This is a genomic window from Brevibacillus sp. JB24b (genome assembly GCF_051713385.1).
GTDB classification, from domain to species: Bacteria; Bacillota; Bacilli; order Brevibacillales; family Brevibacillaceae; genus Brevibacillus_B; species Brevibacillus_B laterosporus.
In genome coordinates, this window is sequence record NZ_JBNVQV010000001.1 from 362,501 (window position 1) to 379,666 (window position 17,166).

Below are 17,166 nucleotides of genomic sequence, written 5' to 3' on the forward strand. Positions count from 1 at the left end.
GGCCATCGCTCAACGGATAAAAGCTACCCTGGGGATAACAGGCTTATCTCCCCCAAGAGTCCACATCGACGGGGAGGTTTGGCACCTCGATGTCGGCTCATCGCATCCTGGGGCTGAAGTAGGTCCCAAGGGTTGGGCTGTTCGCCCATTAAAGCGGTACGCGAGCTGGGTTCAGAACGTCGTGAGACAGTTCGGTCCCTATCTGTCGCGGGCGTAGGAAGTTTGAGGAGAGCTGTCCTTAGTACGAGAGGACCGGGATGGACGCACCTCTGGTGCACCAGTTGTCACGCCAGTGGCACAGCTGGGTAGCTATGTGCGGACGGGATAAGCGCTGAAAGCATCTAAGCGTGAAGCCCCCTTCAAGATGAGACTTCCCATAGCGCAAGCTAGTAAGACCCCTCATAGACGATGAGGTTGATAGGTTCGGTGTGGAAGTGCAGTAATGCATGGAGCTGACGAATACTAATCGGTCGAGGACTTATCCACATTGCCTTTATGCTGACTTCATTATCTAGTTTTGAAAGAACAATATGGCGGTGTAGCTCAGCTGGCTAGAGCGCTCGGTTCATACCCGAAAGGTCGGGGGTTCGACTCCCTCCGCCGCTACCATTATAACTACATGGCCCGTTGGTGAAGCGGTTTAACACAGCAGCCTTTCACGCTGTCATACAGGGGTTCGAATCCCCTACGGGTCACCATTCATTTATCTGGAGGATTAGCTCAGCTGGGAGAGCATCTGCCTTACAAGCAGAGGGTCGGCGGTTCGATCCCGTCATCCTCCACCATTTTTATTTTCATATTGTCGCGGGGTGGAGCAGCTCGGTAGCTCGTCGGGCTCATAACCCGAAGGTCGCAGGTTCAAATCCTGTCCCCGCAACCAAAATTTTGGAGCTGTGGTGAAGTTGGAGTTCACGCCGGTCTGTCACACCGGAGGTCGCGGGTTCGAGTCCCGTCAGCTCCGCCATTTTCAATTAAATAGGCTGTTGGTTATATTAAAAATGCCGGTGTAGCTCAATTGGTAGAGCACCTGACTTGTAATCAGGGGGTTGTGGGTTCAAGTCCTATCGCCGGCACCATTTTTATTGGGGTATAGCCAAGCGGTAAGGCAACGGACTTTGACTCCGTCACTCCCAGGTTCAAATCCTGGTACCCCAGCCATTTGCATGAGCCATTAGCTCAGTTGGTAGAGCATCTGACTTTTAATCAGAGGGTCGAAGGTTCGAGTCCTTCATGGCTCACCACTTTTTTTTGTTTAGCGGTCATTATAGCATTGAAAGACGAGCTAGGTTCAGATTAAAGTGGTGTATAGTTAATCGAAGATCTAAATACATTAAGTTATATAACACTTGTGCGGACGTAGCTCAATTGGTAGAGCGTCGCCTTGCCAAGGCGAAGGTCGCGGGTTCGAGACCCGTCGTCCGCTCCATATATGTGCCCTTAGCTCAGCTGGATAGAGCGTTTGACTACGAATCAAAAGGTCGGGAGTTCGAATCTCTCAGGGCACGCCATTACGCGGGTGTAGTTCAATGGTAGAACTCCAGCCTTCCAAGCTGGTCGCGTGGGTTCGATTCCCATCACCCGCTCCATATGAAAACATCGTAAGAAGCCTTGTATATCAAGGCTTTTTTTGTTTTACCAAGCATTGACATGCGGTTCCGACTTGAAGAGCGATCGGTTACAAGTCCTCTTTCATTCCCAAGAATTCGGGCGATTGATTATTGAACTACAAAATGCGAAACTACTTACTCAAATCAGAGAAGAATAAGATAAGAGTAAAGTTACATCAGAGTTATTTGCTGTCTCTGAAGCTATTGCACAGGTAGATGAAAAAATAGCAATGTTGGAAAGAAAAATTCAAAAACTTGAATGAGAGAACGAACATGACAATACAATAGTTGACTCCTGTATATAGCTTACTGATTAGGGCAGGATGCTGAAAAGTTGAATCTTTACTAGAGGAATATCAAAATCCCTGCTGACGAGTATCTAGCTTTACAAATAGATATGTAGCGCCTTTCTCATCTGAGAAAGGCGCTTTTTATTTCCAAAAATAAAAGAGGGCAATTATTTATATTTTATAGAATAATAAATTTCCCTAGACAAATAAATGTAATTCTTAGATATTTCATACCGAATAATTTTTAAAAGAGGAATGGCGAATTAATCGTTCCTTACATAGTATGGTATATGAAATAATTGGAGGTGTGTTTTTTGTTCAACGATAACTACGATGATTTACAACAGGTATTAAGTAATATTAATGAACCTGATTTGTTTGACTTTATGCGTCGCGATCCAATTAGTGGTAACAAATTCTATGCACGTCGAAAACGTTCTTCCCCAACTACTTCTTGCACGGACTTTACTACTTCTTGCACGTCGGACTTTACTACTTTTTCCCCGATTACAGGAATAACGGGTCCAACCGGGTCCACAGGAGCCACAGGAGCAACAGGAGGAACAGGAGCCACAGGAGCAACAGGAGGAACAGGAGCAACAGGAGGAACAGGAGCAACAGGAGCAACAGGAGGAACAGGAGCCACAGGAGGAACAGGAGCAACAGGAGCGACCGGAGGAACAGGAGCAACAGGAGGAACAGGAGGAACAGGAGGAACAGGAGCCGCAGGAGCGACCGGAGGAACAGGAGCAACAGGAGCAACAGGAGGAACAGGAGCCGCAGGAGCGACCGGAGGAACAGGAGCCGCAGGAGCGACCGGAGGAACAGGAGCAACAGGAGCAACAGGAGCGACCGGAGCAACAGGGGGCACGGGAGCGACAGGACCAGGTTTGAATAGTTTTATTAGTGTATTCAGAAGTTTCTCTGGAACAGGAACCGACACAGTACCTGCTTTTAATCCAATAACCTTCACAAACTTAAGTAGCAATGTTGGTAGTGCGTTTCTTTTTACTGCTCCATCGAATACAATTACAATCTTACAATCGGGTTTTTACCTGTTTGATTTTGCCATTCATAATCAGGGAAACGCAATTTTTAACTTGGAAATTGGGGGTGTTCCTGTAACGCCAACACCACTCGCTGGAGATGGGGGAGGTCCAATTGTTGGTAGTATAATTTTAAATATTACTTCTCCGACTACTGTGCAGCTCGTGAATGCAAATAATACGCCAGCACAGCTCCATAATAATACAAATGCCACACTTACAATTGTAAAACTAACGTAAACATATAACGAGGTTCAGAATTATTTACATCTTTGTGAGAGAAATTGAAGTCGATAGATTTTTTGAGTTGTACAAAATAGTGGGGTTTTTTGATTTTCGCTAGGTACAGCAAACAACATAGATCAACCAATTTTTAGTCTAGAAGAACAAAAAAGGTAGTTACAAAGCAGGATTCACCACCCATACGTGGAAAATTCCTTTTTCTGGGATGTGAACTACTATGGGTGGAACATGTTCGTAAGATATGCAACCAAACAAGTAAAATAAAAAATATGGGCGTTCCCACTTTGGTGAACTGCCGATCGGGTAAGGGTAGCTAGTGGATAGGAGCAGCAGAACTTATAAAGGAAATCTAAGTAATGCCAAGTTTTCATTGCTGAGCCACCAAGCAAAAGCCTTTCAAGCTGGTCGCGTGGGGTGGATTCCTATCACCCACTTCATATTTCTCAAAAGATAGAGCAAAATCTCTATCTTTTTTACGTTTTGAAACCTTTTTTTAGGAAGTACGTCCTTTATAATAAGACTAACCAAAAGGAGGCTGTTAATTCTTTATGAATCAGACAGAACCTCGCTCCGGATGGAGTAGAGCAATTAAGGACTGGCTCACTTCCATCATCACAGTTTTTATTGTTACATTTGCTTTGTACACGTGGCTGGGAGCGCCCTATGTTGTGTATGGAGAATCCATGCAAAGCACTTTGCAAAATAATGAGAAGGTAGTTGTAAATAAGGCGGTATATCGTTTGCATGAACCACAACGAGGAGAAATTATTGTATTTCATGCAAACCAAAAGGAAGACTACATCAAACGTGTGATCGGAATAGCTGGTGATCGGGTAGAGATGCGTAAAGATCAGCTATTTATTAATGGAAAACCTGTAGAAGAACCTTATTTAGATGAGCAAAAAAAGAAAGCTCATGCAGAGGGAAAAAAGGTAACGGAGGATTTTCCGCCAGTCACGGTTGAGGCAGGTTATATTTTTGTCATGGGAGACAATCGGCAAAACAGTAAGGATAGTAGAATGATCGGCCCTGTGTCTATTACAGAGGTCGTTGGCAGAGCTGATTTCGTTTACTGGCCACTTTCAAACGTGAGATCACCATAATGATATTTTAACGATAAGAGAATGAGTGAAAAGTTCTATTGCAACGTGTTGCATAGGACTTTTTTCTATTGTCGATAAAAGTGGCATGGCTTTCTAGTTAATATTAGTTTTATTCAAAAAATTGACCCTACATGCTGGTAAAGCGCTTCCTCTATAATATAGAGTAGCAAATGGATGATTGGTTATGATTGTAAATTACAGTAAGTCAGGAGGATACGCTTGAATTATCGATGGCTAAAATTAACAAGCATCATGCTACCTACCATTATGATAGGTGGCTTTGAATATGCGCGACACGAGTTTTTGTTACCGTATTTTACGATGGATGAAGGAAATGTCATTATTACCATTATGACTTTGGTTCTCTCATTTATATTTGCCACCTGGGTTTTTGGAAAAATCAAAAGAATGAGTGAGAGATTAGCAAAAGAAAAAGCCAAGCATGCTGTGTATGAAGAAAGGGAACGTTTAGCCCAAGAGCTACATGATAATATTGCACAAGCCATTTTCTTTTTAAACGTAAAATTAAACCAAGAACAAATTGGAGAAGCGAAGGCAACGATCTCCGAAATTGATAACCAGCTAAGACAAGCCATTTTTAATCTCCGTTCTCATCCAGAAGAGGGTGTATTATTAACCGATCGTTTGGGCAAGTGGCTACACGAGTGGAGCATGATCACAGGTATCGAGGTTAAACAGGATCTTGATGGAATGGATGAATATTTTAAACAAGCGGAACAAGTCCATTTATTTAGTATTATTCAGGAATCATTCACTAATATTCGCAAGCATGCAGATGCGAGTCATACGGAGATCCAATGGCAACTTCAAGGAACAGGCTGGTATCTACTGATTAGAGATAATGGGATGGGATTCGATGCAGAAACAGTAAAACGCGAGAGATATGGTCAGACAATGATGCGAGAGCGAAGCTGGAAATTAGGAGCTAGTTTTGAGATGCGTCCAGGAACACAGGGTGGGACAGAAATTTTGATAGAGTCATTTAAAGGGGAGAGCGGAAGGTGCAGAAATACAGGGTATTAGTGGTAGACGACCATTTATTGGCTCGAACAGCTATAAAAAGTATGTTAGCAGAGGATTCTTCTTTTGAAATTGTAGGGGAGGCTGAACAAGGAGAAGAGGGAGTACGTCTTTGTAGCCAGTTGCAACCAGATGTGGTATTGATGGATATTAGCATGCCTGTATGCGATGGCTTGGAGGCAACCCGACGGATTAAACAAGCCTATCCACATATAAAAGTCGTTATTCTGAGTGTATCGGATGATGTAGCTGATCTATTTACAGCTGTGCAATTTGGGGCACAAGGTTATTTACTAAAAAATATGAATCCACATGACTGGCTATCATACTTGCGCGCTTTGCTAGAAGATAATAGTGATATTTCACGTGAATTGGCAAACAAGCTCTTCTATAAATTTCGATCAGGTCCTGTCATCGATGAACCTAGCCCGAGTGTATTAACTCCGCGAGAAACTCAAATTTTAAAATATGTATCAAAGGGAGAGACGAATAAACAGATTGCCCAGCGTCTCGTGATTACAGAACATACGGTCAAAAACCATATGAAAAATCTACTGGAAAAGCTTTATTTGGAAAACCGGGTGCAGCTAGCCTCCTATGCACTGCGTCATGGTCTATCTTCTGAAGATTAGATGTCAAAGTGGATAAATGCGATATGAGTATAAGTATACATAAAAGTATAAGTAACAGGGGCAAGCCTCAGATATTCAAATTAGAGCAGAACGTATACTAAAAACGAAAGACTTACTTTGCTCCATCATTGCAGAGCGATCGAATCAGGGTGTGGAAAAAGTATCCATAGATTTTGATCGAGACTTCTTCATGTCAGGTGAGGAAGCAGTACAATATGGAATTGTTGATAAAGTAATCGAAAAGAAAGACAGGAGTTAGGAATCTTTTATCGAATTACTACATTAAAGGAGTATGAAAAGGTTACTAATTTACGATGAGCAATACCGGCGACAAATAAAAGGATTTTTAGAGATGATCAATTATTTAAGAAACATGTGATATCTATAAAAAAACCAGCAAAAATAGGCTGGTTTTTTCTGCATGTATTTGACTGAATTGATCCTGTTAGTAAATAGAAAGGAGAAGGCATTTTGAGCTCCATTCAAATCAGTAAAATAGTCATTTTGTTAGCCATTCTTGTTCATCTTCTTGGGATTGGAGAACTATTTGGTAAAGAAGTGATGCATAGTAGTCAATTACTCACTCTTTGTCTACTTATTTTAGCATTTGTTAGTTTAGGCAAAAAAAAGGGAAAAAGAAAACGAAAAAAATCGTCGACGGTAAGCACGCTTCTAAACCGAGCAAAAGAGCGATCTTCTGATGTGGATCTGTCATAAACAGTCAGGGCATAAGTGGATTTAACACTACGAAGAGGTTGGAAAAGTTCTAGATGTAAGTAATACGGCATAAAGTAGTAAAGAATCTTGTGAAAAGATAGGGGGACACAATGGCATATCGTTCAAAACGTACGATGAAGGAACACGTCTATGAGGATACCCTTGTATGGCAGTGTACAGCTTGTAACTGTTGGTCGCGAAAAGAGTTTGTGATCGTTGAGGACCCACGTTGCCCATTGTGCAACAGCAAGATGGAAGAAGAAATGAAGAATATCAGGATTGAATAAACATGGAAGCTGGTTGCCACCTTAGCAACTGGCTTTTTGTTTGAGAACCAGCACTCATTACGTAAAAAGGGGAGAGTAGGATGAAAAGATTTTCGTTTGCTCTAACGTATGGGAAAAGTATCACTCATTATGATAGTCTACACCTGATAATGTCACGAATTGGGAAGCTACCAGCAAATACCTATATGAATTGTGCTTATTTATCTCCTCAAGGAAAAATCGGCTATCATCAGGCTACATTACCTCAATTATTGTTGGTACTCAGTGGGGATGGATGGGTACGTACAGATACAAGTGACTATGTTTATGTACAAAGTGGAGATGCTATCTATTGGGAACCGGGGGAATGGCATGAAACCATTACAGAGTCCGGTATGATGTCGATTATTTTAGAAGCAAATGACCTGTTTGGAAGAATATCGATGTTGGAGTATGCAGAAGAAGAAGAAGGAAATAGCAACACATAACGAGAATGATCTGAAAAGACAGAATTATACACGCGGGAGGAGACGACTATGTCCATGCAGTTTCAGACCAGATTTTGCGATATCTTTGGAGTTGAAAATCCAATTATACTTGCAGCAATGGCTGGAAATATAAACTCAGCTTCACTTGTGGCAGCAGTATCAGAGGCAGGAGGCTTAGGAACCATCGCTGGAGCATATGTTACACCTCAAGCTCTACGGGAGAGAATTCGTGAAGTGAGGGCTCTAACCAATCGCCCTTTTGCTGTGAACCTACTCTTATTTGAACAACCAGAACAGCAGGAAGTAGCACCTGCTTTTAGGCAATGGCTTAATCAACAAAGGGAACGATTCAATCTTCCACCATGGACAGGTGACTGGCCAACCCTTCAAGACGAGATTACCGATTGTTTTACGGTCATTTTAGAAGAGAAGCCTGCTGTATTCAGTTGTGCGATGGGATTGCCAGGTAAATATGGAGAAAGTGCAAAGGCAGCAGGAATGAAGGTTGTAGGTATGGCGACCACACAGGCAGAGGCTGAGCAATTAGTAAGTCAGCACGTTGACGCGATCGTGGCACAAGGTGGTGAAGCTGGTGGCCATCGGAGTACTTTTAATGCAGGGGAAGATGGACCTGGAGAATGTATAGGTACGTTACCCTTAGTGGCTCAGCTTTCTTCAGCTATTCGTGAGGTGCCTATCATTGCAGCGGGTGGGATTATGAATGGTCAAAGCTTAGTAGCGGCCTTAGCGCTTGGTGCCGAAGCTGTGCAATTGGGTACTCGGTTTTTGGGATGTTCAGAAAGTACGGCAAACAAGGCTTATAAGGAACGATTGTTTCATGCAAAAGAGACAGATACAGCTGTTACAAGAGCTTTTTCGGGCAGACCAGCGCGTGGAGTTGTGAATCAATTTATGAAAGAGTTTGCTAAAAGTCAAGTAGGATCGTTGGTATACCCCATTCAGAATGAGTTAACCAAGGAGATCCGCCAAGCAGCCGGAAAGGCCTTAGATGCTGACTATCTATCGTTATGGGCTGGTCAAGGGGTAGGTATGCTCCAAAAGGAAGAGACAGCAGCAGATATTATGCATGCTTTATTGGAAGAGGCACAGCAAAGCTTTAGCAGATTACAAAACTGGATGCATGCAAAATAAATGCTTTGAGGTGAGTCGTATGGATATAAAGCTTCTGCAAACGTTCGAAGTAGCGGCATCCTGTGAGAACTTTCACCAGACGGCAGAAACGCTATATATCGCTCAACCTACCGTGACGCAGCATATACGTCAATTAGAAAAAGAGTTGGATGTCGCTTTATTTGAACGAGTAGGCAAACGGGTGAGGCTAACAGCAGCTGGGAAGCGCTTCTTGTCGCATGCAAAATTGATTTTGTCACAATGGCACGCCGGTGTTGAAGAGATGGTGACATGGAAGCAAGGCTACAAGGAGATTTTGCGTATCGCGGTCTCTCCGATCATTGCTCGCACCTCACTCCCTTCGCTTATTCATCGTTATACCAAAGAACACCCTGAGGTAGATATTACAATTAAAGTTGCCGACTCCATTGATATTGGTCTCTTGGTTCAAAGTGGACAGGCTCACTTGGGATTATCTCGAATGATTCCTTACGAAGGGCAACTGGCTGCTTATCTCATGCAGACGGACCCGATCGTATTTGCTGTGCCTCATTATGGTGGAGATATGGATGCTCCCTTACCTGACTGGGAGCAGGAGTTAATTACCAAGAGGTTGCTAACGCATAATCATCCAATCTATTGGGACCCTCTCTTAACATCGCTCAGACAGCGAGGATTTGCTATTCGCACGATGGGAGTTACGCATGTGGACGTGACCAAACGTTTTATTGAAGAAGGACTGGGTATTTCTTTCTTACCACGCTCTGCCATTTTACGTGAGTTGTTCGAAAATCGCTTTATGGAATTACCAACCCCAGGCCTAGAGCTACCAAAAGTGGCTTCCTATGTCATTTTGCCAAATAACAATTTGATAGCATCCGGACAACGATTTGTTGATATTCTAGCGACATTATATGCTCCATTACCAAAAGTGACCTAAGATTAGGAAAGCTGGGTTAACGACTAAAAATATCAAGAACCATTAGAAGCCCCCATAGGGCACCTAGAAAGATCGTGACACCAAAAAAGACGTAGACAATGTAGCGAAGTGGAGCTTGTTTTTCTTTTGCTGGCATAATGTAATCTTCCTTTCTTGTATTAGGAAAGCTAGTTGTTTGTATTAGAAGTAATTCTGATTAGTGTGCCATGAAGATACAAGCTTCATACAGGTATACCGTTTAGTAATAAATTCTAAAATAACTCCGATTACTCATACAGAATTAAAGATAAAATAGAGCGCACATAACCATTCAAATGAACGTTCCTTAATTATGTTTTGTAATCAATCACTCATTTACTATCTATTTCTACTTTTCTGAACATATTGGTATACTGTAATGAAAAGAAAGGAGTGGAAGTGAATGGAAAAAATGTTGGCGATTGGGCTTGAAGGAATTGTTGTTGCAGAAACGGATTTAAGCCTAGTTGATGGACAAAACGGATTATTGGTTTATCGGGGTCATTGGGCTCGCGATCTAGCCATTTCCCATACATTTGAAGAAGTCGCTTATTTGTTATGGTTTGGTGCATTGCCTACAGAAGAACAATTATCCGGTTTTCACACAGCATTAGCTCAACAAAGAGCCCTACCTAAAGAGGTAAAACAGGTCATAGACGCTATTCCCCATGATCGAGACATGATGACAGTATTACGGACGGCTGTCTCTGCTCTGGGGGGTGCTGAGCAAAGCTGGCCTCCTACTTTAGAGCAATCTATTGCCATCACAGCAAAAATGCCAACTATCATTGCTTATCGGGAAGCTCGAAAAGCTGGCAGGGAACCGCTAGAGCCTCGGATGGAGCTTAGTCATACGGCAAACTATCTGTATATGTTAAAGGGAACAGAAGCCAGCTACGCACATGTCAGAGCATTAGATGCGTATCTAGTTTTGACTCAAGAACATGGGATGAACGCTTCTACTTTTGCTGGACGGGTAGTAACTTCCACTCAATCGGATATTTATTCTGCGCTGACAGCAGCAATCGGTGCTTTAAAAGGTCCCTTACATGGCGCCGCTCCGTCTGAAGTTACAGAGATGATTAATGCGATTGGCAGTAAAGATAAGGCAGAAGAATGGATTCGGACACGGTTGGAGAGCGGACAACGTTTAATGGGCTTTGGGCACCGTGTATATAAAACCATTGATCCACGGGCTACAGCACTTCGTGTGGTAGCGGCAGAATTAGCGGCAGATGACCCATGGTTTGATTTAGCTACTCATGTGGAACAAGTAGGAACAAAATTATTGACGGAGTATAAGCCAAAACGCAAACTTCATACCAATGTAGAATTTTTTGCTGCTGCGGTTATGAGAGCAGTTGGTTTGGACGAATCATTGTTTACCCCCACCTTTGCTGTTAGTCGTACAGTCGGTTGGTGTGCACACATTTTGGATCAAGCGGGTCGTAATAGAATCATTCGTCCGGAATCAGAATATACAGGAAATATGCCGAAATCTTAATCGTGAGGAACATAGAAGCGTCTATTCAAACTTCCTAGAAAAATGATAAACGTAAAATAATACGAAAAAGTAATTGATTCAACGAGAAAAAAGCTTTTCCAACATTGGGTAGAATACCTATTGAGGAGAAAAGCTTTTTTCTTTTTTATTTATGGTCGCTGAGTGAGTAGGATAAAGTCTTGGATAAAGAGCAAAGCTGTCCAACATCTGCTTGCAAAAGCGCGATTTCCTGCTCGGATAATGTTACGCCTGCGTAGCGGTGAGCCTCATAGGCAGTAGTGATACGTTTAGCAAGCTCAACCATTTGTTGGTTAGGACATATGCTTTGTAGGCGGTACAAATATTCGCTGCTTGTCTCCTCTGGATAGATGAGAAATTCTTCTTTACCCATATGCATGAGAAACTGATAATAAGCGTAGCGAATGCTGTCTTCTTTTTGCACTTTCCATGTTTGTAACTCCTTTTGACTATCTTCTTTTGTTGATTTTGCAGACTGATTCAATTTGTCGATCTGGGTTGTAGCATGAGAGAACATATTGGATTGAATATCCTGCTTTTTTTTCTGGCGAGAATGCTTCCAGATTTTCCAGCTCAAGAATACAAGTATCAAGATCACAAAAGCTGAAATGAGATAAGGTTCAAGGAGTGAAAGTATGTAATCCCTATTATCTAAAGGAGCTTCCCAGTTCTTATCTTCTGGTTTTTGGTCATCTAGGTAGTTGGTTAATGAGCTATTAGAAGAAGCCATTTCTTGCAGGTTTTGAATGACACGATCTAGCCATAGCAAGATAGGAGTAAGTAAATTTTTAGCTACAGTTCCAATAGGACCTAACAATAGACCCCAACCAAGGGAAACCAGAGAATAAACAAGGCTTGCTCCTACTACATAAGCTCCTAGTAGTAATGTCTCTAATCCCCAATGCTGTGTAACTAATATTGATAATGTACCGCCAGATGTAAGACTCATCCTTTTATATCGTGTAATGAATTCCATATAACAAATCATTAGAAACCAAATCATAGAAACGGTTAATAACAGGGGAGTATCTCCCAGATGAGGGTCAGCGCTCAGCTTTTGAAAAAGCAAAAAGTAGGCATAGGCCAACATGATAATGGTGAAGCGTTTCATGAGATCGGGAAGTATTACATCATGATTTGTTATAGCGTGAAGCCGCCAATAGTAAATGCCTGCCCCCAGAAGTGCAAGAAGCATGGAATTAAAATAGAGGAAAGCTACTATTCCTACGAGGGCTACCATCCCATATAACATGAGTAATCCGACAAACTTTTGATTTATTTTTTCGTAACAGCAGGTACCAATTGCAAATAGAAGAGAGATCCAGATAAATAAACCTACTCCTTCTTTAAACGTAAAGGGTAGAAAAGCTGTTAAGAAGAGGAAAAGCGTAATGATCTGTGCCTCAAGGGTTAATAGTAGTGTATTGCGAAACGAAGTCTTACCCATCATGGGAGCTGACACACTCCTTTCCCGAGGAAGACGAATCAGCCTGACTAGAAGTTGGCTTTGGTGTAGTAGCGCGTTTATTCGAGACTGGCTTGCCTTTTAACAAGCGAAAAACTGGGTTTTCATCGGCCATGTCCAACAGGATGATCTCATGACCACGCAATATGAGCCGTTTAGTTACAAGTGCCATATCTTCATCAAAACGCGAAGAGATAAGCAGAATGGACAACTTTTGTGTATGTATTTCCAAACGCCGCAATGCTCCTATTATGGACGTTGGCATGAATTGATGCATTTTGGCTAGTTGCGTCATGACATGTACATAATGAGCTTTTCCACTACCTTCTGCTAGCTGTAAGACATCTTTTCCACGTTGTCTCACATTCAGATAAAGCGTGTAGGGGATTTTCTCCTGCCGAAATCTTGTGGCAACAGAGGCTACAGCTGAAATCAGCTTTTCATTTTCCAGATCATGAAAGCGCTGAAGCTTTGCTTCATAGATTGGAAGGATATGACCTACAATCATCCATTTTTGCTGAGAGGTATATTCAAATAATCTGGTTTGCAAGGAAGATGTTTTAGCGGTTGCTCTCCAATCGATATTTTTGAGGCGATCACCTGGCATGTAGGTACGAGTACCACGTATAAAGGCGGGATCGTCTTGCAGGCGTTGCCTAGATAAATGTTTACCTAAAGGCTCAAATGCCCCCTGTTGGTACGGTGGAATCGGAATTATCTCGGGATAGACTAACAGAGTATAAGTTGTTGGTAGCGTTTGATTACAAACCTCTGTAACAAATGGACTGATAAGCTCTACTTTTATTTCGCTGAACCAGATGACACCACGCTTACTAGGAACCAATGTAATCTCTCTCGTGGCTTGGGCCCTTGGTGGGATGTGCATGAATATTTGAACGTGGTGCTGTTTGTTTTCTTCGTTACAGGAATCAGCCCCTTCTATTTTGACAGAGAGAGGTAATGTAAGGACAAGCTTGGTAGCGGGCAACGGTAAATAGGAATGATTTTGAACTAAGACCTTTAAGGTGATAGGTGTATGTGGCATGACACGCACCTGATCACTTGTACAAGTAATGTGAATAAGCTTTGGAATTTGTTTTATCCACCATCTATGAACGTATACTAAAAAAAAGAAGAAACCACCTAGAGTAAAGTAAAACAATTGACCAGATAGGAGTGCGACCAAAAGAAAAATGCCTCCCATCAATCGAAACGAATCCACAGTCACCATTTACCGAACTCCCTCTTCAACAGGAGCAGGTACTAAGAGCAGCAGTTCGTGTACAACATCGCTTTCCATGAGTAAAAGCTCTGCTTCCATAGTTAAGCGAATTCGATGTGTGAAGAGAGGAGGAACCACAAGCTTTACGTCGTCAGGGAGTACGTAATTTCGACCTTCTACATAGGCAACTGCTTGGGCAGCGCGTACAAGTGATAGCATCGCCCGTGGGCTTATCCCGATTTCGATAGAAGGATGTGTGCGACTTGCTTCAGTCAGGTCAATGATGTAAGTCTCCACGGCTTCGCTTACATGTACCTGTCGTACTTCTTGTTGCATGAATAGAATCTCTTCGATAGTTACGACTGCTGATACCTGGTCAAGTGGAGAATCATTACGAAAGCGGCGCATCATTTCCAAAGAGTCTGACCGTGTTCCATAACCGAGCGATAAGCGGAAGAGAAACCGATCTAATTGTGCTTCTGGAAGAGGGTAAGTTCCTTCAGATTCAATCGGATTCTGAGTTGCAATAACAAAAAAGGCTGGGGATAAGGTCAGGCTTGTTCCTTCAATAGACGTTTGACGCTCTTCCATACACTCCAAGAGACCAGATTGTGTACGTGGAGTGGCACGATTAATTTCGTCTGCTAATAAAACATCTGTAAATACCGGTCCTCGTCTCAGTTCGAAATCACTTGTTTTCGGATTAAAATAATGGAGCCCAACAACGTCAGATGGTAATAGATCAGCTGTAAACTGCAATCGTTGAAATGCTCCTCCAATTGTTTGAGCAATTGTCTTTGCCAACACGGTTTTTCCCATGCCAGGTAAATCCTCCAATAAAACATGGCCACGTGCCAGTAGCCCAGCTACGAGTAGGCGAACTTCTTTTTCTTTTCCTACTACAACTGTGTTAATTGTCTCCAGAAGTTTTTGAATCTTATCTTGCTGCATAGAGTCCTCCTTTTTTAGCACCAGTAATGTATTTTCCATAACGATATAACAAAAGATCGAGGAAAGGCAATTTACAAGTAGATAAAATGTTGTAAAAATTTAGAAAAAAACAGAAGTGCAACTTGAATTTATTTTCTAGTCTATTAAGTAAACAAGCGCTGATAAAATAAGCTAGGGCACTTGGCTATAGACGATCTGTAAGTCTTCTGTCACAAAAATATGTATTTTTATCCAGTAACAATTGTTATAATTTACCTAAAACTTAAAATAATGGAGTTTTTCATGATCGTTAATCTTCTGGTTAGAAATGTTGAGTGGCTTATCGTATTGTTTCGTTGGGTTTTACTCATTATGTTGTATGCTACCACTGATACAACAAATATTTACTTGTCCATTCCTGTGTATGTGTTACTTGTGATACAAACGTTACTAAGTATAGTAACACTGTACCGAATCGTAATGGTCAGGCAAGTGTTGCTAATAGCTGAATTTTTCTTTCTGTTGTATTGGGAAGTAATACAACAAATGTGGGGAATTTCTGATTTGTGGTTTACTTATACGTCCTTAATACTATTGGGTTTGCGTTTACCTTTGCGTTATATGCTAGGAATCCTTGTATTGGGATTTGGAAGTGCAATTCTCTTTGTTATCTGTGGAGGACTGACCAGTGCGGATAATTCTACTCTACATGCAGAGGGGCTTTTAGGTACGCATTTCGTTACTACAACCATTTTGTGTGGATTAATCCACATTCTTCATAAAAAATGCAAAGTTTACTTTCAGCACTGGCTATCTTTTATGTCATATATTAAGCTGTTACGTAAAAATAAAGAGTCCAGTGACTTATGCCGTGTAGGCGAACGGTTTTTGAAACGACTTTTTCCTAAGAAAAGATCGTATGTTTTTTGGTTTAATCATACGAGAGTACAGAAGGATTGGCAAAGAGAGTTTTACCAGCTTGCCCTATTAGAAAGTAATTGGCAAGAACTAAAGCAGCATGGAACGATAACGGTGAGTAACTTCACTGGTCAACCAGAGGATGTACTGTATTTTCCATTAGGTCAAAAAGGTAAACACCAAGGAGCTATTCTACTTATTGGACAAAGGGCAGAGGCTTTGTCTATCGTTGAATTGCTTTTTTTACATAGCTTTGCGATCGTGACATCTAGCCATTTGCGCCAAATTAAGGATACCGAGGAATTGGTATTCCGTACGGATGCAGAGACTCGCAAACAAATGGCGGAGGATATGCATGATAGCTTAGCACAACAATTATTTTTTCTATCGGCCCAGCTTTATTATGTAAAACAAATGCTTTATCCTGTCATGAATGAGGAGATGTCGGCCACTATTGATCAAATGGAAGAACAGATGAAAGAATGTCATCTCAAAGTACGTGGGTATATCCAGCATTTACGATTTAATCGGGAAGCAGAACCTCTTTTTGATGCGATACGTGACATGGGAGAACGTATTTTAAAAGGTACAGGGGTACAGCTTCACTATGTGACGAAAGGAATAGTGCTGGAAGAGAGCTTAGCGGTAGAGGAAGCGATTTATCGTGTGGTAGAAGAAGCATTATACAACATGCTAAAACACGCTAAAGCAGATCAAGTCGAAATTTATGTAGAAGCTACCTCTGTACAATGGACACTACAGATAAAGGATAATGGAATTGGATTTACTACAGACAGCGTACATGCTTCTAACCGTTCATTTGGAATCTCTAATATGCGAGAACGAATGAAGCGTGTAGGTGGTACGATTACAATTCGTTCCGTGGAACAACAGGGTACAGAAATCACGGCGTTTATCCCTAGAGGAGGAGTTAGTGGTGGAGAAAATAAAGGTTCTTCTCGCTGACGATCATAGGATTGTTCGCGAAGGAGTCAAGATGATTCTACAGATGGCAGGTAAATTCGAAATAATAGGGGAAGCAGCTAATGGGGATGAATTGTATAGCAAAGCATTGGATTGCCAACCGGACTTGATTATCTCTGATCTTAAAATGCCTGGGCAAAACGTGCTTAAAAGTGGGAAGCTTCTAAAAGAGCAGCTCCCAGCTATTAAGATTTTAATCCTGACAGCCTTCGATGATAGTGAGGATATCTTTCAAGCTCTCGATGGCGGAATTGATGGATATATAATGAAAGATACGATGCCTGAGCAAATTTTGCATACCATCGACATGATTTTGATGGGGTACTCCTGCTTTCAGCCTAAATTAGAACGGAAGAAGTCTACACAAACATCACAGCTTCAATTAACAGAACGGGAAAGAGAGATATTTGAGCTTATTGTTGATAATTTGAGTAATCATGAGATCGCTGAGAAGCTATACATATCCGAGGCGACCGTAAAAACTCACGTAAGCAGTATCCTACGTAAAATGGGACAACCAAATCGGTCTCAGGCGGTATTATACGCACTGAAACAGGGACTGGTCAAAGTGAAGTAAAGGTTTGGTTGGATAAAGGTAGGAAT

General features: G+C 41.8%; 15 protein-coding genes, 11 tRNA genes, 1 rRNA gene and 1 pseudogene (1 of these 28 running past the window's edge). 25 read left to right on the plus strand and 3 right to left on the minus strand.

The window, feature by feature from the left end; genetic code table 11:
- The 23 genes and pseudogenes from ACQV1I_RS01855 to ACQV1I_RS01965 all read left to right on the plus strand — a co-directional run.
- Nucleotides 1-486, plus strand: a 23S ribosomal RNA gene (locus tag ACQV1I_RS01855) (it extends 2,443 nt beyond the left edge of the window).
- A gap of 46 nt (nt 487-532) precedes the next feature.
- Nucleotides 533-609 (plus strand) — tRNA-Met (locus ACQV1I_RS01860).
- A gap of 12 nt (nt 610-621) precedes the next feature.
- Nucleotides 622-698, plus strand: a tRNA-Glu gene (locus ACQV1I_RS01865).
- A gap of 11 nt (nt 699-709) precedes the next feature.
- Nucleotides 710-785 (plus strand) — tRNA-Val (locus tag ACQV1I_RS01870).
- Between the two features lie 18 nt (nt 786-803).
- Nucleotides 804-880 (plus strand) — tRNA-Met (locus ACQV1I_RS01875).
- A 7-nt stretch (nt 881-887) separates the two neighbouring features.
- Nucleotides 888-964, plus strand: a tRNA-Asp gene (locus tag ACQV1I_RS01880).
- 36 nt (nt 965-1,000) lie between these two features.
- Nucleotides 1,001-1,076: transfer RNA gene (locus ACQV1I_RS01885), tRNA-Thr, on the plus strand.
- A 7-nt stretch (nt 1,077-1,083) separates the two neighbouring features.
- Nucleotides 1,084-1,158, plus strand: a tRNA-Gln gene (locus tag ACQV1I_RS01890).
- 7 nt (nt 1,159-1,165) lie between these two features.
- Nucleotides 1,166-1,241, plus strand: a tRNA-Lys gene (locus ACQV1I_RS01895).
- 109 nt (nt 1,242-1,350) lie between these two features.
- A tRNA-Gly gene (locus ACQV1I_RS01900) sits at nt 1,351-1,426 on the plus strand.
- Nucleotides 1,427-1,431: 5 nt separating this feature from the next.
- Nucleotides 1,432-1,508: transfer RNA gene (locus ACQV1I_RS01905), tRNA-Arg, on the plus strand.
- Nucleotides 1,509-1,512: 4 nt separating this feature from the next.
- Nucleotides 1,513-1,586 (plus strand) — tRNA-Gly (locus tag ACQV1I_RS01910).
- A 616-nt stretch (nt 1,587-2,202) separates the two neighbouring features.
- Nucleotides 2,203-3,183, plus strand: a complete 981-nt coding sequence (locus tag ACQV1I_RS01915; RefSeq protein ID WP_236645924.1) for a hypothetical protein — start codon at nt 2,203-2,205, stop codon at nt 3,181-3,183.
- A gap of 551 nt (nt 3,184-3,734) precedes the next feature.
- Nucleotides 3,735-4,289 carry a signal peptidase I gene (lepB, locus tag ACQV1I_RS01920; protein WP_094701802.1) on the plus strand — a complete coding sequence of 185 codons (555 nt, stop codon included), beginning with the start codon at nt 3,735-3,737 and terminating at the stop codon, nt 4,287-4,289.
- A 219-nt stretch (nt 4,290-4,508) separates the two neighbouring features.
- The gene (locus tag ACQV1I_RS01925) at nt 4,509-5,333 is read left to right on the plus strand and encodes a sensor histidine kinase (RefSeq protein ID WP_094701801.1); all 825 of its coding nucleotides are present in this window, start codon (nt 4,509-4,511) and stop codon (nt 5,331-5,333) included.
- Nucleotides 5,312-5,962 (plus strand): response regulator, encoded by a 651-nt coding sequence (locus tag ACQV1I_RS01930; protein WP_018674332.1) that lies wholly within the window; start codon nt 5,312-5,314, stop codon nt 5,960-5,962. Before ACQV1I_RS01925 ends, ACQV1I_RS01930 begins: the two co-directional genes overlap by 22 nt.
- Nucleotides 5,963-6,029: 67 nt before the next feature.
- Nucleotides 6,030-6,221 (plus strand): annotated as a pseudogene (locus ACQV1I_RS01935) (ClpP family protease); the annotation flags it as partial.
- A gap of 212 nt (nt 6,222-6,433) precedes the next feature.
- Nucleotides 6,434-6,679, plus strand: coding sequence for a hypothetical protein (locus ACQV1I_RS01940; RefSeq protein ID WP_018674330.1), 246 nt, complete (start codon nt 6,434-6,436; stop codon nt 6,677-6,679).
- Nucleotides 6,680-6,789: 110 nt separating this feature from the next.
- Nucleotides 6,790-6,966, plus strand: a complete 177-nt coding sequence (locus ACQV1I_RS01945) for a cold-inducible protein YdjO-related protein (protein ID WP_018674329.1) — start codon at nt 6,790-6,792, stop codon at nt 6,964-6,966.
- An 80-nt stretch (nt 6,967-7,046) separates the two neighbouring features.
- Nucleotides 7,047-7,433 (plus strand): cupin domain-containing protein, encoded by a 387-nt coding sequence (locus ACQV1I_RS01950; RefSeq protein ID WP_094701800.1) that lies wholly within the window; start codon nt 7,047-7,049, stop codon nt 7,431-7,433.
- Nucleotides 7,434-7,481: 48 nt separating this feature from the next.
- On the plus strand, nt 7,482-8,585 hold the full coding sequence (locus ACQV1I_RS01955) for an NAD(P)H-dependent flavin oxidoreductase (protein WP_116335269.1): 1,104 nt from the start codon (nt 7,482-7,484) through the stop codon (nt 8,583-8,585).
- Nucleotides 8,586-8,604: 19 nt separating this feature from the next.
- A complete protein-coding gene (locus ACQV1I_RS01960) occupies nt 8,605-9,504 on the plus strand; it encodes a LysR family transcriptional regulator (RefSeq protein ID WP_094701798.1) in 900 nt (299 codons plus the stop codon).
- Nucleotides 9,505-9,925: 421 nt separating this feature from the next.
- Nucleotides 9,926-11,026, plus strand: coding sequence for a citrate synthase/methylcitrate synthase (locus ACQV1I_RS01965; RefSeq protein ID WP_094701797.1), 1,101 nt, complete (start codon nt 9,926-9,928; stop codon nt 11,024-11,026).
- A 145-nt stretch (nt 11,027-11,171) separates the two neighbouring features.
- Here ACQV1I_RS01965 and ACQV1I_RS01970 read toward each other — a convergent pair whose 3' ends face one another.
- Genes ACQV1I_RS01970 through ACQV1I_RS01980 form a run of 3 tightly spaced genes read right to left on the minus strand, consistent with a single transcriptional unit; the run spans nt 11,172 to nt 14,682 of the window.
- Nucleotides 11,172-12,494, minus strand: a complete 1,323-nt coding sequence (locus tag ACQV1I_RS01970; protein ID WP_116335270.1) for a DUF4129 domain-containing protein — start codon at nt 12,492-12,494, stop codon at nt 11,172-11,174.
- Nucleotides 12,484-13,740 (minus strand): DUF58 domain-containing protein, encoded by a 1,257-nt coding sequence (locus ACQV1I_RS01975; protein WP_116335271.1) that lies wholly within the window; start codon nt 13,738-13,740, stop codon nt 12,484-12,486. The genes ACQV1I_RS01970 and ACQV1I_RS01975 overlap by 11 nt, the downstream gene beginning before the upstream one ends.
- A complete protein-coding gene (locus ACQV1I_RS01980; RefSeq protein ID WP_094701794.1) occupies nt 13,741-14,682 on the minus strand; it encodes an AAA family ATPase in 942 nt (313 codons plus the stop codon).
- A gap of 282 nt (nt 14,683-14,964) precedes the next feature.
- On the opposite strand from ACQV1I_RS01980, the gene ACQV1I_RS01985 reads away from it, so the two are divergent.
- Together ACQV1I_RS01985 and ACQV1I_RS01990 are read left to right on the plus strand one after the other, a co-directional pair.
- Entirely contained in the window at nt 14,965-16,545 is a 1,581-nt protein-coding gene (locus ACQV1I_RS01985; RefSeq protein ID WP_116335272.1) for a sensor histidine kinase, read from the plus strand.
- The gene (locus tag ACQV1I_RS01990) at nt 16,517-17,140 is read left to right on the plus strand and encodes a response regulator (protein WP_094701792.1); all 624 of its coding nucleotides are present in this window, start codon (nt 16,517-16,519) and stop codon (nt 17,138-17,140) included. The genes ACQV1I_RS01985 and ACQV1I_RS01990 overlap by 29 nt, the downstream gene beginning before the upstream one ends.
- The last annotated feature ends 26 nt before the right edge of the window (nt 17,141-17,166 follow it).

Bases quoted from the DNA above. Each gene is read 5' to 3' on its own strand.
- lepB (WP_094701802.1), top strand. From the start codon at position 3,735: ATGAATCAGACAGAACCTCGCTCCGGATGGAGTAGAGCAATTAAGGAC.
- ACQV1I_RS01945 (WP_018674329.1), top strand. From the start codon at position 6,790: ATGGCATATCGTTCAAAACGTACGATGAAGGAACACGTCTATGAGGAT.
- ACQV1I_RS01950 (WP_094701800.1), top strand. From the start codon at position 7,047: ATGAAAAGATTTTCGTTTGCTCTAACGTATGGGAAAAGTATCACTCAT.
- ACQV1I_RS01955 (WP_116335269.1), top strand. From the start codon at position 7,482: ATGTCCATGCAGTTTCAGACCAGATTTTGCGATATCTTTGGAGTTGAA.
- ACQV1I_RS01960 (WP_094701798.1), top strand. From the start codon at position 8,605: ATGGATATAAAGCTTCTGCAAACGTTCGAAGTAGCGGCATCCTGTGAG.
- ACQV1I_RS01965 (WP_094701797.1), top strand. From the start codon at position 9,926: ATGGAAAAAATGTTGGCGATTGGGCTTGAAGGAATTGTTGTTGCAGAA.
- ACQV1I_RS01970 (WP_116335270.1), bottom strand. From the start codon at position 12,494: ATGATGGGTAAGACTTCGTTTCGCAATACACTACTATTAACCCTTGAG.
- ACQV1I_RS01975 (WP_116335271.1), bottom strand. From the start codon at position 13,740: ATGGTGACTGTGGATTCGTTTCGATTGATGGGAGGCATTTTTCTTTTG.
- ACQV1I_RS01980 (WP_094701794.1), bottom strand. From the start codon at position 14,682: ATGCAGCAAGATAAGATTCAAAAACTTCTGGAGACAATTAACACAGTT.
- ACQV1I_RS01985 (WP_116335272.1), top strand. From the start codon at position 14,965: ATGATCGTTAATCTTCTGGTTAGAAATGTTGAGTGGCTTATCGTATTG.